12 protein-coding genes are annotated in these 13,992 nt (G+C 72.3%); 7 read left to right on the top strand and 5 right to left on the bottom strand.

Translation table 11 applies throughout. The features are described 5' to 3' along the window. Positions 1–261 precede the first annotated feature (261 nt). The 3 genes from ACQEWB_RS35350 to ACQEWB_RS35340 all read left to right on the top strand — a co-directional run bounded on the left by ACQEWB_RS35350 (position 262) and on the right by ACQEWB_RS35340 (position 3,789). Positions 262–930 (top strand): helix-turn-helix transcriptional regulator, encoded by a 669-nt coding sequence (locus tag ACQEWB_RS35350; RefSeq protein WP_432838342.1) that lies wholly within the window; start codon positions 262–264, stop codon positions 928–930. Between the two features lie 151 nt (positions 931–1,081). Beyond that, positions 1,082–1,774 (top strand): DUF4255 domain-containing protein, encoded by a 693-nt coding sequence (locus tag ACQEWB_RS35345; protein WP_432838340.1) that lies wholly within the window; start codon positions 1,082–1,084, stop codon positions 1,772–1,774. Beyond that, positions 1,771–3,789 carry an ATP-binding protein gene (locus tag ACQEWB_RS35340; protein ID WP_432838338.1) on the top strand — a complete coding sequence of 673 codons (2,019 nt, stop codon included), beginning with the start codon at positions 1,771–1,773 and terminating at the stop codon, positions 3,787–3,789. The genes ACQEWB_RS35345 and ACQEWB_RS35340 overlap by 4 nt, the downstream gene beginning before the upstream one ends. Before the next feature lie 29 nt (positions 3,790–3,818). On the opposite strand, the gene ACQEWB_RS35335 is transcribed toward ACQEWB_RS35340, so the two are convergent. The 3 genes from ACQEWB_RS35335 to ACQEWB_RS35325 form a co-directional block, all read right to left on the bottom strand. After that, positions 3,819–5,195: a ricin-type beta-trefoil lectin domain protein gene (locus ACQEWB_RS35335; protein ID WP_432838336.1), complete on the bottom strand. Its 1,377-nt coding sequence runs from the start codon at positions 5,193–5,195 to the stop codon at positions 3,819–3,821. A 4-nt stretch (positions 5,196–5,199) separates the two neighbouring features. Then, on the bottom strand, positions 5,200–6,627 hold the full coding sequence (locus ACQEWB_RS35330; protein WP_432838334.1) for a hydrolase: 1,428 nt from the start codon (positions 6,625–6,627) through the stop codon (positions 5,200–5,202). Positions 6,628–6,779: 152 nt separating this feature from the next. After that, positions 6,780–8,381: an eCIS core domain-containing protein gene (locus tag ACQEWB_RS35325; protein WP_432838332.1), complete on the bottom strand. Its 1,602-nt coding sequence runs from the start codon at positions 8,379–8,381 to the stop codon at positions 6,780–6,782. Positions 8,382–8,616: 235 nt separating this feature from the next. On the opposite strand from ACQEWB_RS35325, the gene ACQEWB_RS35320 reads away from it, so the two are divergent. The 4 genes from ACQEWB_RS35320 to ACQEWB_RS35305 all read left to right on the top strand — a co-directional run bounded on the left by ACQEWB_RS35320 (position 8,617) and on the right by ACQEWB_RS35305 (position 11,391). Then, complete coding sequence (locus tag ACQEWB_RS35320; protein ID WP_432838330.1) at positions 8,617–10,206, top strand: phage tail sheath family protein; 1,590 nt, start codon at positions 8,617–8,619, stop codon at positions 10,204–10,206. A 65-nt stretch (positions 10,207–10,271) separates the two neighbouring features. After that, a complete protein-coding gene (locus ACQEWB_RS35315; protein WP_355502155.1) occupies positions 10,272–10,715 on the top strand; it encodes a phage tail protein in 444 nt (147 codons plus the stop codon). Further along, positions 10,715–11,236 carry a hypothetical protein gene (locus tag ACQEWB_RS35310; protein ID WP_432838328.1) on the top strand — a complete coding sequence of 174 codons (522 nt, stop codon included), beginning with the start codon at positions 10,715–10,717 and terminating at the stop codon, positions 11,234–11,236. Before ACQEWB_RS35315 ends, ACQEWB_RS35310 begins: the two co-directional genes overlap by 1 nt. Next, positions 11,233–11,391, top strand: a complete 159-nt coding sequence (locus tag ACQEWB_RS35305; protein ID WP_355502150.1) for a DUF6760 family protein — start codon at positions 11,233–11,235, stop codon at positions 11,389–11,391. Before ACQEWB_RS35310 ends, ACQEWB_RS35305 begins: the two co-directional genes overlap by 4 nt. Before the next feature lie 638 nt (positions 11,392–12,029). Here ACQEWB_RS35305 and ACQEWB_RS35300 read toward each other — a convergent pair. Next, positions 12,030–13,424: a hypothetical protein gene (locus ACQEWB_RS35300; RefSeq protein WP_432838326.1), complete on the bottom strand. Its 1,395-nt coding sequence runs from the start codon at positions 13,422–13,424 to the stop codon at positions 12,030–12,032. A gap of 399 nt (positions 13,425–13,823) precedes the next feature. Then, positions 13,824–13,946, bottom strand: a complete 123-nt coding sequence (locus ACQEWB_RS35295; protein ID WP_432838324.1) for a hypothetical protein — start codon at positions 13,944–13,946, stop codon at positions 13,824–13,826. Positions 13,947–13,992: the final 46 nt, after the last annotated feature.

The following is a 13,992-nucleotide window of genomic DNA, read 5'->3' as shown; positions in this document are numbered from 1 at the left end:
CTTGCTCGGACGTGACGTGTTCCACTACCAACAACGGTCCCCGGACGCCCCGGGGCGGTGTGACACGTGCCACGGCGACCGGATCCCGCCGGGCGGGAACCGGACGGGCCGACGCCGTCGTGGCAGCAGCCCGGCCGATCTCGTGGTGCTGCTCGTGGTGCTCCACGATTGCTGTGGCCCCACCCGCCACACGAGTGTGAACACCGCACACCTGCCACCGACCCCGCTGAGGTGGCATACACGTTGACACGGGGGAAAAGCTTGCTCACCTCATCGCGGAACACACGCCCCGGTACAGCCGACGCGCCGGAGCGGATACCCGTGGCGGTGCACGCCCCCGATCCGATCCTGCGCGAGGGCGCGACCAGCCAGCTGCGCCGGTACCCGGAGATCGAGCTCCGGGAGGAGAGCGCCTCCGGCCCCGGCACGGTCGCGCTGCTCGTCGAGGACGTCCTGGACGAGACCGCCCTGACCCGGCTGCGCCGGCTGGTGCGCAGCGAGGGTGCCCGGGCGGTGCTGGTCGTGAGCACGCTGCGGGAGAGCGAACTGCTCGACGTCATCGAGTGCGGGGTCGGCGCCATCGTCTGGCGCCACGAGGCCACCGCGACCCGGATGGTGCAGGCCGTGCTGGCCGCCGCGCGCGGTGACGGCGATCTGCCGTCCGATCTGCTGGGCCGGCTGATCAGCCAGGTGGGTTCGCTGCACCGCAGTGCCGCCGGCCGTCCGGGCGGCCCCTCCTCGGGGCTGGCCCCGCGTGAGGTGGATGTCCTGCTCCTGGTCGCCGAGGGTCTCGACACCGGAGAGATCGCCGGCAAGCTGTCCTACTCCGAACGCACGGTCAAGAACGTGATCCATGGGCTGACCACCCGACTGCACCTGCGCAACCGGGCGCACGCGGTCGCATATGCCCTTCGGGAAGGTTACATCTGATCGAACGGGCAGCCCGCATCGCCCCCTGGGGCACCGGACGTGCCTCTTCGCCGTCCCCTGCGCGCCTGCGCGGACGGCCCGGGTGCGGGGCAGGATCGGGTACGGCGGCAGGTTTCATGCGGTGCGGGTACCGCAGGGCGGGAGCACGACGGTGATCCACGAAGTGGACGAGGTACTCAAGGACCTGCTCGGCGGTGGTGCGCTGGCGGGTTCCGGCATCGACGTCGCCCTGGACGCGCCGACCCGGGACTGGGCGGCCCGGCGCAACTCCCCCACCATCAACGCCTACTTGTACGACATCCGCGAGGACGTCCACCGCCGCCAGCGGGGCCAGGTCCCGGTGTACGACGAGCGGGAGGTGGTGATCAAGCGCCGCCAGCCGCCGCGCTGGTTCCGGCTGTCGTACCTGGTGACGGCGTGGACGAAGCAGCCGCAGGACGAACACCGGCTGCTGTCCGCCGTGCTGGCCACCCTGATCCCGCGCGAGGTGCTCGCCCCCTCGGAACTCCCCGGCTCGCTTGGCGCGTTGGGCATGTCGGTGCCGCTGTCGGTGGCCGGCATCCAGACGGAGTCGCGTTCCCTCGCGGAGATCTGGTCCGCTCTCGGCGGTGAACTCAAGCCGTCCCTCGACCTGGTGGTCACCGCACCCTTCCCGGCCTACCCCGAGTACGACGCCGGCCCGCCGGTCACCGAGGGCGCCGCGGTCCGCGTCCGCACCGTCGACGGCCCGCCGGTCACCGAGGAACGCGCCCACCGGCCGACGCAGGTGGCGGCGGCCCGGCAGGCCCGCGGCGCCGCCCGCGGCGCCGCCCGCGGCGGCCGGGGGACGGGTTCGGGGACGTGACCACGCGGACCCCGACCTACGCGCCGACCGACGCCGACCCGGCCGCCACGCTCGTGGCCCGGCTGCACGCCCTGCGGGACCGCGTGGCGGTGCTGGTCGAGCACCGCTCCGTCGACGACCCCACGGCCGGCGATCCGCTGCGCGGGCTGTATCTGTCCGAGGAGGCGGTACGGCATCTGCTGCGCCCGGTGGAACCGGTAGTGCTCGGCCTCCCCGCCGCCGAGCAGCCGTACGACCGGCTGGCGGACCTGTCCGCGCGGCTCGGGCTGACCGAGCTCGACGGGGCGCTGCTGCTCATCGCGCTCGCACCCGACCTGGACCGCACCTTCGAGCCGCTGTACGGCTACCTCAACGACGACGTCAGCCGGCGTCGGGCCACCGTCTCGCTCGCCCTCGACCTGCTCGGCGTCCCGGTCCACTCGCCGGCCGCCCGGGCCCGGCTGCATGCCACGGCCCCGCTGTCCGCGCTCGGGCTGCTCACCGTGGAGGAACCCGAACGCCCCTTCCTCAGCCGCTCGTTGCGCGTCCCCGACCGGCTGGTGGCCCACCTCCTCGGCGACGACACCCCCGACGCGACGCTCACCGGGCACCTCCACCGGCTGACCGCGCCCCCGCGGTCCCACGACGGTCAGGAGCCGTTCGCGGACGGCGAGTTCGGTGAGTTCGTGGAGCGGCTGGCCGCCCGGCTGACCGCCGGTCCCCCGCTCAACGTCTATCTCCGGGAACGCCGGGAGGGTGACGGGCTCGTCTGTGCCGCCGCGGCGCTGGAGCGGGCGGGTGTCCCGGCACTGCGCTTCTCCGGGCCCGAGGACCGAGTTCCGGAGCTGCTGCGGGAGGCCAGGCTGGCCGGTCTGGCGGTGGTGGTCGCCGGGCTGCCCGAGCAACCGGCGGGCCTGGTGCGGGAGTTGGCCGCCGCCTCGGATGTCCCGGTGCTGATCGCCGGGCCCCGTCCGTACGACCCCCAGTGGTGCGACCGGGACCCCCTCTCGCTGGACGTGCCCGTGCAGCACGCGGGTGCGCCGGCCGTCTGGTCGGCCGCGCTGGGCGAAGAGCCGGACTTCGATCTGGCCGCCACCGTCGCGCCGTACCACCTCCCGGGCGACCGGATCGCGCGCGCCGCGCACGCGGCCCGGAGTCTGGCCCGCTTCGACGGGACCCCGCTCTCCGCGGCCCATCTGCGCCTCGCCGCCCGTCAGCAGTCCGCCTCCGGGCTCGAACAGCATGCCCGCCGGATCCGGCCGGCCGTCGACTGGCAGGACCTCGTGCTGCCCGAACGGCCCCTCGCCCAGCTGCATGAACTCGCCCTGCGCGCCCGCCATCGGGACCGGGTGCTCGGGGACTGGCGACTGAGTGCGGGCGGCGGCCGGGGCCGGGGTGTGCTCGGTCTGTTCGCGGGCGAGTCCGGCACCGGCAAGACGCTGAGCGCGGAGGTCGTGGCGGCCGAACTGGGCCTGGAACTCTATGTGGTTCAGCTGTCCTCGGTGGTCGACAAGTACGTCGGCGAGACCGAGAAGAACCTGGAGCGCATCTTCACCGAGGCCGACCGGACCGACGCCGTGCTCCTCTTCGACGAGGCCGACGCGGTGTTCGGCAAGCGGTCCGAGGTGAAGGACGCGCACGACAAGTACGCCAACATGGAGAGCGCCTACCTGCTCCAGCGGCTGGAGTCCTTCGACGGCATCGCGGTGCTCACCACCAACCTGCGCGCCAACATCGACGAGGCGTTCACCCGGCGCCTGGACCTGGTGGTCGACTTCCCGTTCCCGGACCGCGAGCAGCGGCTGGCGCTGTGGCGGCACAGTCTGTCCCATGTGCCGTGCGCCGAGGGCATCCAACCCGGTTCGGTGGCCGCCGACTTCGAGCTGGCCGGCGGCTCCATCCGCAGCGCCGTGGTGACCGCCGCGTATCTCGCCGCCGGCCGGGGCGACCTGGTCACCGGGGCCGACCTGCTGGAGGGCGCCCGCCGCGAGTACCGCAAGGCGGGGCGGCTGGTGCCGGGCGAGGGCGCCTGGTAGCAGGGGCCCGCACCCGGTACCCGCTCCGCTCAGTCCTCCACCCGCCACTTCTGGTTGGGGGTGCCGGCGCAGGTCCACAACTGGAGCTTGGTGCCGTTGGCCGTACCGTTGTCCTTGACGTCCACGCACTTGTTCGCCTGCGGGTTCACCAGGTCGCCGGCCTGACTGAGAACGAACTGCTGGGCCGGGTTGCCGCTGCACCTGGCGAGCTGGATGTGCGCGCCGTCGTCCGAGGAGCCCCAGGCCACGTCCATGCACATGCCGAGCGAGCGCACGGTGCCGTCGCCGCGGAAGTCCCACTTCTGGTTGGCCGATCCGGCACAGTCCCAGATCTGTAGCTGGGTGCCGTCCTTGCCCACGCCCTTCTGCGCGTCGGTGACGTCGATGCAGCGGTTCGACCCGGTCCCGATGATGAGCTGGCCGGGAGCGGGCGTGGCGCTCTTCTTGGGCGTGGCCTTCGTGCCGCCGCTCTTCTTGGTGCCGCCGGACGTGGACCCGGAGCCGCCCGAGGTCCCCGAGCCGCCCGACCCGTCGGACTGCTGGGTCTGCCCACCGCCGGTCTCCACCGGAGTGGACTCCTTCGGCACGACGGGGGCGGCCAGGGAGGGCGTCGGGGCCGCGGCCAGCGTGTTGCCCGCCTCGACCTGCTTCGGGTTGGCGCCGCTGGTCACGGAGGGCTTGTAGGCGATCCACAGCATCACGAAGGTGATCGTCAGGGCCAGCAGCACCCCGAAGAAGGTGGCCAGCCAGCGAGGCAGGAACCCCTTCTGGACATAAGTCCCCTCCACCGGAAGGGGGTTGACGCCGGAACGCAGCACGTTCAGCGCGAAGGGGTGCTGCTCCTTCGACCCGAACCAGATGATGCGGCGGGGCTTGAGCTTGGTGTTGACGAAGGCCGCGCGGCCCGGCTCGATCTGGACGTTGCTCGGGAAGATCTCGTACGACAGCTGGTCGCCGTTGTCATTGCCGCTGACCGAGGCGGTGAGCTTGGTATTGCCGAGATTGTCGACGGCGAGTTTGGGCCGGCCCCGGAAACGCCCCTTCACCACCGGCGGCACCAACTCCGCCCGCACCTCCGTGAACGACATGATGGTCACGTTGCCCTCGGGGACGGTCGTCGCCTCCGGGTGCTCGGTCGGCGTGATCCGCACCGCGTACGGATTCGGACCGGCCGTCGCATCCGGCGTCCGCGGTGGCGCGAAGGTCAGCTCCACCACGCCTGTGGTGCCGGGATAGAGACGGAGCGAGGGCGGCTCGACCGTCGTCCAGGGGGCGATCGGCCCCACCGGCTCGAAACGGTACTCGTCCACCACGTCACCGGTGTTGCGCAACCGCAGCCGCACCGCCGTACTGCCACCCGGATCCACCGTCACGGAGGCCGGTTCCAGAGAAGTCCACAGAGTCATGGCGTCACACCGTCAGCTTGATGGCTTCGATCCAGTGGTTGTTGTCGAAGTTGCCGGCGGTGTTGAGGTCGCCGCGGGCTCCGTTGCACGACAGGTTGCTCCAGTCCTGTTCGACCTGTTTGACGGTGTTGCAGAGCTGACCGGAGCCGACGTTCCAGACGAAGGTCACCAGGTAGGGGGCGTCGCTCTTCGAACTGCCGATGTAGTTGTTCTTGCCGTCCGCGATGATGGCCGTCCACTTCGGCAGCCACGCGCCCTGGCCGTTGGTCGAGGTGGGGTTGTGCACCATGGCGTTGCCGGCGGAGCCCTGGACGCCGTAGACCGCGATGTTGAGAGCGGTGATCTGCCTGCCCTGTCCGACCGTGCCGGCGATGGTGCCGTCGCAGACCGGCTTCTGCCAGCCCACGCCGAAGACGAACGCGCGATAGCAGACGTGCCGTCCGCCGGGGTCACTCTTGGCCAGGCGGTTGACGGCGGTCGCCGCGGTGTCCGCCTTGGGCTTGGCCGTCACGGTGGCCTCTGCGCCACCGCCGCCTCCCCCCGACCCGCCGGCACCGGCCGCGGCGCCGGAGTCGGCGGCCGGCGGTGCGCTGGTCGTCGCGGGGGCGGCCGGCATGACCGGCGCGGGACTCGCCGAGGGACTGGGCGCGAGGGTGGCCCCGGCCTCCGCGGCCTTCGGGTTGGCGCCGCTGGTCACGGAGGGCTTGTAGGCGATCCACAGCATCACGAAGGTGATCGTCAGGGCCAGCAGCACCCCGAAGAAGGTGGCCAGCCAGCGAGGCAGAAAGCCCCTCTGGACGTAAGTCCCCTCCACCGGAAGGGGATTGACCCCCGAACGCAGCACGCTCAGCGTGTACGGCCGCTGCTCCTTCGACCCGAACCAGATGATCCGGCGCGGCTTCAGCGTCGTCTTGACGAAGGCTGCGCGGCCCGGCTCGATCTGGACGTTGCTCGGGAAGATCTCGTACGACAGCTGGTCGCCGTTGTCATTGCCGCTGACCGAGGCGGTGAGCTTGGTATTGCCGAGATTGTCCACGGCGAGCTTGGGCCGGCCCCGGAAACGCCCCTTCACCACCGGCGGCACCAACTCCGCCCGCACCTCCGTGAACGGAGTGATCGTCAGATTCCCCTCGGGAACCGTCGTCGCCTCCGGATGCTCCGTCGGAGTGATCCGCACCGCATACGGGTTCGGACCGGCCGTCGCGTCGGACGTGCGCGGCGGGGCGAAGGTCAGCTCCACCGTGCCCGTCGTACCCGGATACAGGCGCAGCGAGGGCGGCTCGACCGTCGTCCAGGGGGCGATCGGCCCCACCGGCTCGAAACGGTACTCGTCCACCACGTCACCGGTGTTGCGCAACCGCAGCCGCACCGCCGTACTGCCACCCGGATCCACCGTCACGGAGGCCGGTTCCAGAGAAGTCCACAGGCTCACGCTGCGACGCTAGTCGGGGTGCGGTCCGGGCACAGCGGACCGGTGGGCAGACTTCGGGGCAGAAGGACCGCGGGTGTTGCCCTTGTGGGCAGTCCGGCCGACCCTCAACCCGCTTGCGAGCGGCCGGACTTGGGGCGGCCCACCGGTCCGTGTCAGGTGCGCGGCGCCGGTGTTCCGGTGGCGGTCAGGATGAACTGCGCGTAGGAGTCGGCGTTCATCAGCGCGCGCTGTCCCATGGCGTACCAGTTGGGCTGCTTGGCCGGGGAGGGCTCGTCCTTGCCCGTGTAGCCGCCGGGGTCGCGGACTGCGCGCTTGCCCAGCATCGCCGCGTCCCGGGCCGCCGCCTGGTCCGGCATGATCCCGGCGAGCTGCGTCTCGTAGTTCTCCTCCTCCAACTCCTGGGGATACGGGCTGTACTGGTAGTCCAGGGTGCCGGCGAAGCGGTGCGTGGCCTCGTGGATGACGTACCAGGCGTTCTGGCCGATCGCCGTCAGGTTGATCGGGCCGGAGCGGGCGTCCGTGCCGGGGAGGTCCTCGCTCTTCTGCTGGTTCGGGTTGAACACGCGGTTGCTGATGTCGCGTGCGGTGGGGGCGACCCAGCCGGCGACGTCGGCCGGGGTACCGGTGCCCGTGCCGACGATGGCGATCTCCGCGCCCGCCGAGTTCAGCCCGGCCTGGATCCGGCCGACGACCTCGGTGATCCGGGGCAGGAAGGCCGCGATCTGCTGGGGAGTGGCGGTGCGGAAGGCGGGGAAGCCCGACTGGAGTCCGGCGAGCAGCGCACCGCCGGGGTGGTTGCCCGCCGCGCCCAGCATGTCCAGGACGGCCGCGATCTTCTGCTTGGCCTCGACGACCGCCCGGCGGGTCCGGGACTCCGTCGCCGGGTAGTCGCGGTCGGGAATGGTGCCCTTCTTGGAGAACGTGACGTTGCCGCTGCCGTGGTGCCGCCCGGTCACGTCGTCGTACTTGTCGCCGGCCTGCGGGGTCACACCGGCGGGGATGCCGATCTGGCCGGAGGTCTGGACGTTGGCGGCGTTGGCCTCGTCCCGCCAGCGGGTCTGGGTGCCGTTGACCGGGTCCTGGAAGCTGGAGCCGGGCAGGAACTCCCACACGGTCCGCTGGATCATGGGCGCGGCGGGCCCGCTCGCGGGCCTGGTCGTGCTCTCCGCCCCGGGCTCGCGGATCGGCTGCACGGGCACCGGTCCGCTCATCACCTGCCGGGCCTTCCGCACCGCGTGCTGCTCGCCCGCGTCGCCCTCGTCGGACATGCGCACGCCGAATCCGGTGTCGGTGCCGGGCACGGAGCCCGCCATCTGGTCCTCGACATGGGTCAGTTCGTGCGCCCAGTCCTCCTTGGTCATGTTGCCGCCGACCACCACGTTGCTGCCCGAGGTGTACGCCTTCGCGCGCAGCTCGGCCGCCGACTCCCGGGCCAGCGAACCCGTGTGCACCCGCACATGACCGAAGTCGGCGCCGCCGAACCGGGCTTCCATCTCGCGCTGGATCGTCGGGTCCATGCTCTGCCCGGGGGACCGCAGCACCTGGTGCACCAGCGCCTGCCGCTGAACCGACGGCGTATGCCCGCACCCCGCGTCGTGCTCGTGCCGCTCCTCGGTCACCGCCCGGGACACCGCGGCGTTGCCCGCCAGACGCTGGAGGTCGATGAGGCGCTGCGCGGTCGTGCCCGGCGACGGGGCAGGGCGGGCCCCGCCCCGTGCGGCGTCCTCGCGGCCCCGAGTCTCCTGTGTGCGCACAGCGCTCCCCTCGATTCCATGCAACGGCGGACTCTCCAGCGTTACCGGGCCGGCCCGCCCGACGGAAGGACCGGAAGGGCAGACAGTGGGGCAGGTCCACGGGGCGGGACCGGCCGGACTGCCCTTGCGGGCAAGGAAGTTGCCCCCGGTCCGGCACCGCGGGACGTTCCCGCTCCCACTGCGCGCGCGTGAGGCTGGGGGAGTTCCTGTCTCGTACCCCGGAGGAGAGCAGAGCATGCCGTCCTACCTGTCGCCCGGCGTCTACGTCGAGGAGGTGGCCAGCGGCTCGCGTCCCATCGAGGGGGTGGGCACGTCGGTCGCCGCCTTCGTGGGGCTCGCCCCCACCGGCCCGCTGAACGAGCCGACGCTGGTGACCAACTGGACCCAGTACGTGGCGTCCTTCGGTGAGTTCACCGACGGGTACTACCTCGCGCACTCCGTCTACGGCTTCTTCCAGAACGGCGGCTCGGCGGCCTACGTCGTCCGGGTCGGCGGTGCCGCGGAGGGCGCCCCGGTCAACGGCTCGGGCCCCGCCGCCGTCACCGGTTCCAGCGCCAAGGCCCTGCCCGCGGGCGAGCCGTCCCAGCTCGGCACGTTCACCGTGACGGCCATCGCCTCCGGCGGCAACGGCTCGCTGAGCGTCGAGGTCGCCGACCCGGAGGGCGACGGCCCCGCCGAGCGGTTCAGGCTGATCGTCAAGGACGGCGACAAGGCCGTCGAGAACTTCGACGTGACCGCCAAGAAGGGCGGCCGCAACTACGTGGTCACGCAGGTGAAGGAGCGCTCCAGGCTCATCACCGTGGCCGAGGCCGCACCGGCCGCGCAGCTCGCCCGCCCCGACAACCAGACGGTGGCCCTGGCCGCCCCGGCCGCCCCCGCGGTCCCGGCCAAGGCGGGCGCGGGCGACGACTCGCACCCGGGCCCGGCCCAGTACCTCGGCGACTCCGCCGACCGCACCGGTTTCGGCGGCCTGGAGGCCGTGGACGAGATCTCCATGGTCGCGGTGCCCGACCTGATGGCCGCCTACCAGCGCGGCGCGATCGACCTGGAGAACGTCAAGGCCGTCCAGCTCGGCCTGATCGCGCACTGCGAGCTGATGGGCGACCGCGTCGCGGTCATCGACCCGCCGCCCGGCCTGAATGCCCGTCAGATCCGGGTCTGGCGACAGGAGACGGCCGGCTACGACTCCAAGTACGCGGCCCTGTACTACCCGTGGATCAAGACCTTCGACCCGGCCGTCGGCCAGTCCCGGCTGATTCCGCCGAGCGGTCACGTGGCCGGCATCTGGGCCCGCAACGACTCCGAGCGCGGTGTGCACAAGGCGCCCGCGAACGAGGTCGTGCGCGGTGCGGTGGACCTGGAGATCCAGATCACCCGCGGTGAGCAGGACCTGCTCAACCCGATCGGCGTCAACTGCATCCGCTCGTTCCCGGGCCGCGGTATCCGCGTCTGGGGCGCGCGCACCCTCTCCTCCGACCCGGCCTGGCGCTACCTCAACATCCGCCGGTACTTCAACTACCTGGAGGAGTCGATCCTGATCGGCACCCAGTGGGTGGTGTTCGAGCCGAACGACCACGCGCTGTGGGCCCGGATCCGGCGCAACATCTCGGCGTTCCTGGTCAACGAGTGGCGCAACGGCGCCCTGTTCGGCCAGCGGCCCGAAGAGGCCTACTACGTCAAGTGTGACGAGGAGACCAACCCGCCGGAGTCGGTCGACGTCGGCCGGGTCGTCTGCGAGATCGGCATCGCGCCGGTCAAGCCGGCCGAGTTCGTGATCTTCCGGCTGGCCCAGTTCTCCAGCGGCAACGGGGAGCTGGAGGAGTAGGCGGCCGCCGCTTCCCCAGGTCGTTTCCACACCCTTAGCCACACCCTCAGAAGGACAGCGAACACATGAGTCTCCAGCCGGGTGACGCCCTCACCTCACATAATTTCGGCCTGCAGATCGACGGTGTGATGGTCGAGTACCTCGCCGAGGTCAGCGGTCTGAGCATCGAGCAGGACGTCATCACCTATCAGCAGAACACCCCCAACGGCCAGAACGTGGTCAAGAACCTGCCGGGTGTGAAGAAGAACGGCACCTGCACGGTCGTCCGCGGTATGACCCAGTCGGCCTCGTTCACGCAGTGGATCAACCAGTCCATCACCGGTCAGATGACGACGGCCCGCAAGAACGCCTCGATCATCATGATGGACTTCCAGAACAACCCGGTGAAGCGCTACCACATGCGCAACGCGTGGTGCAGCAAGATCGACGCGAGCACGGTGAAGGCCGGCGAGGCCGCCGCCCTCACCGAGACCGTGACCATCGCGTTCGAAGAACTGGTCATCGAGTAATGCGGCGTTCGGCTGCCAGGGCCGGCGCCGTCACGTACTCCGGCCCGGACGCTGCCTCACCCGCGTCGGACTCGGACATGGAGCTGCCGGGGCCGGAGGCGACACCGGCCCCGGCGGCTCCCGCCCCCGCGCCCGTGCAGCAACAGCAGTCCCTGCGCACGGAGTTCCCGTTCCAGCTGCCGCGCGGGTACGTCGACGAGCTGGGCACCGTCCACCGGGACGGTGTGATGCGGCTGTCGACGGCACGGGACGAACTCGTACCGCTGCGGGACGTCCGTGTGCAGGAGAACCCGGCGTATCTGTCGGTGGTCCTGCTGGGCCGGGTCATCACCCGGCTCGGCGGCCTCCCGATGGTCCACGACGGGATCGTGGAGAACATGTTCGCCTCCGACCTGGCCTTCCTTCAGGACTTCTACCGCCAGATCAACGCGGAGGGGCACACCCGTGCCGCCGTGCAGTGCCCGCACTGCGCCGAGCCCTTCGAGGTGGAACTCGGCGGGAGCCGCCTGGGGGAATCGTGACGTACGCGACCGATCGGCTGCACGAGGAGATCGCGTACGTCGCCTACCACTTCCACTGGAGCATGGACGAGATCCTCGACCTGGAGCACCAGGACCGCCGCCGTTTCACGGACGAGATCGCGTCCCTGGTGACCCGGGCCGGGGCGGAGGGCTGAGCAGTGGGGTTCCTGGACCGGTTGCGTGGGCGGACCGACTCCGCCGACATGAGCTCTGCCGACATGAGCGAAGACGGCGGCCCTCGCACGGCCGCACCGTCCTCCGCCACGGCGGCGGTGGGCGGCGCGGATCCGTCAGGCGCGTCGGCCACCGGCCCGGCGGGCGGTGACGCACGTCCCGTGGTCGCCGCCGCCTGGCCCGCGCTGCCGCCGATCCAGCGGTCGCTGGCCCCCGGCCGGGCCGGGGTCGCGGACGCCGGCTTCGGCGGACGCCTGCCGACCTGGCAGAACCCGTCGTTCATGGGTACGGCGTCCCACGCGGTACTGGACGGCCGGTCCAGCACACTGCTCGGCGACGCGGCACGGCAGGCGTCGGCACCCGGCGCCGAACGCCCCACGGGAGGCCTGCCGTCGACCGGCCCCGCGCCGGCCGTGCAGCGCACCCCGGCGGTACCTCTCCGGTCCCTCCCGGCGGGGAGCTTCGGCACGTCGGGCGCGGGCACGGGTGCGAGGCCGGTGGCGGCACGCCCCGTGGCCCCGAACGGCGGCTCGACTCCGACGCCTTCACCGGGCGCACCGGCTTCCGGTCCGTCCACGGCCTTTTCCGCTACGTCAACTGCCGCGAGCCCGCCTGCCGTTCAGCGGTCGGTCACGGGCACCGGGCCCGGGTCGCCCGCAGTGTCGGTGCCACCCGCCACCGGAGTCCGGGTGAAACCGGTGCCGGCCGTTTCGCCGTCCCGACCGCAGTCCCTCACCCGGGCCCGGACAGGGACGGGCGCGGTACAGCGGCGCACTCTGCCGGTGTCGCGACAGGCCTCCGTTCCGACGTCCGGGGCGGGGACTGCGGGTGCCTCGGGCGGATCGACGACGGCTTCGACCGAAAGTGACCGAGGAGGCGTCGGCCCTGCCGTCCCACTGCTGGCGGCCGGGCCGTCGGCGACGGCACCCGGCGGTGCTACGACAGGCAGGTCCGCGGGCACGTCCGGTGCGACCGGCGCCACGGTCCAGCGGACGGCGGCCGACCACGGCGCCGGATCGCCCACGGCGAGCGGTCCCCGAAGCGGCGGCTCCGCGAGCGGCCCGGCATCCGCTGGTACGTCGGCGCAGTCGGCCGGCGCCCCATCCGGTCCGGCTACCGGTTCCGCGACGCCCTCGGGTCCCCGGCCCGTACGCGGCGGTACCTCCAACGCCGGCCTCTCATCCACCACTTCGAGCCCACCGGCCCCCACCACCTCCTCAACTGCCCCTGCCGTACAGCGCCATTCGGCCCCCGCCTCCTCGTCCTCACCGACGACCGGCAGCGCTACGACACCGCGGGCACCGGGCGCCTCCAGCAGCACCGGCACGTCGGCGAACGCACCGCACGGCACGCCCGCCGACGCCTCGACCGCACCGACGGCCGGCGACAACACGGCGTCCTCCGGCGCGCAGACCCCTCCCGCGGGCGCCCCCGTGCAGCGGACGACGACTGCGGGCACCTCGCCCACGCACGCACCGAGCCGTTCGGGCCCGGCTTCGAACGCCGGCTCCGCGCCGCAGCCGACGGGTCGGACGTCCAGCGCCACGCCCACACCGGGCACACCGGGCACACCGGGTCCGGCCTCAGCCTCGAGCGCCGCGCCCCTGCCCGTACAGCGGAAGGCGTCGACGCCGAGCGGCACCTCCAAGCCCACCTCCGGCGGCACCTCCATGCCGTCCTCCGGCGGCACCTCCATGCCGTCCTCCGGCGGCACCTCCATGCCCTCTTCCGGCGCCACCTCCATACCGCCTTCCAGCGGCACCGCCACTCCGTCCTCCAGCGGCACCGCCACTCCGCCCTCCAGCGGCACCACCGCGCCCACACCCGGCAGCACCACCCCCACACCGCAGGCGTCGGCGCCCGAACCCACCGCCCCAGCGCCCGCCCCACAGCGGTCCGCCCCCGGCAGCACCCCGTCACCCCCGCCGCGACCGACGAACACCGCCGAGGCCACGCCCACGTCGGCAGACCGCCCGACGCCGAGCGCCGCCTCCTCTTCGGCTTTCTCCGGCACGCCCGTCCAGCGAGCCCCCCAGCCCCTCACCGCGCCTCGCGCCGACTCCCCGCGTTCCACGCCCACTTCGCCGGGCCAGACGCCGCCCGTCCAGCGCAGCGCGACCCGCTCGACGCCCCGTCCCGGCCTCGGTGCCCCGCTAGCGTCACAGCCGACCCCGTCCGGCACCTCCGCGAGCCCGCAAGACGGGACAACGTCGAAGAACTCGGGCTCCCCGCAGCACGGGTCGACGTCAACAAACCCCGGCTCCCCGCAGCACGGCGCGTCGTCCCCGAACCCCTCTGCCCCGCGCCCCGCTCCGCCCACCCGACCGATCACCTCGGCCACCCCGCAGCCCCACCCCACCTCCCCGAACTCCGCTCCCCCACAGCCCGGTTCACCCTCCGCAGGCCGACCGACTCACCCCGCGCCGCCGAACTCCCCTGGCCCGCGCCCGAGTTCCCCCGCATCCTCGGCCTCGACCTCGGCAAGCACCACGTCGACCTCCACCACCGCCCCAACTCCCCTCGCAGTCCAGCGCATCCAGTCGGCCTCCACTCCCGGTCTTCCCCCGGCCGAGCACACTCCC

This window comes from Streptomyces sp. CA-249302, assembly GCF_050936785.1.
In the GTDB taxonomy this organism is placed as follows: Bacteria; Actinomycetota; Actinomycetes; order Streptomycetales; family Streptomycetaceae; genus Streptomyces.
Note: the sequence above shows the minus strand (reverse complement) of the source record. Positions and strands in the feature narration are given on the sequence as shown.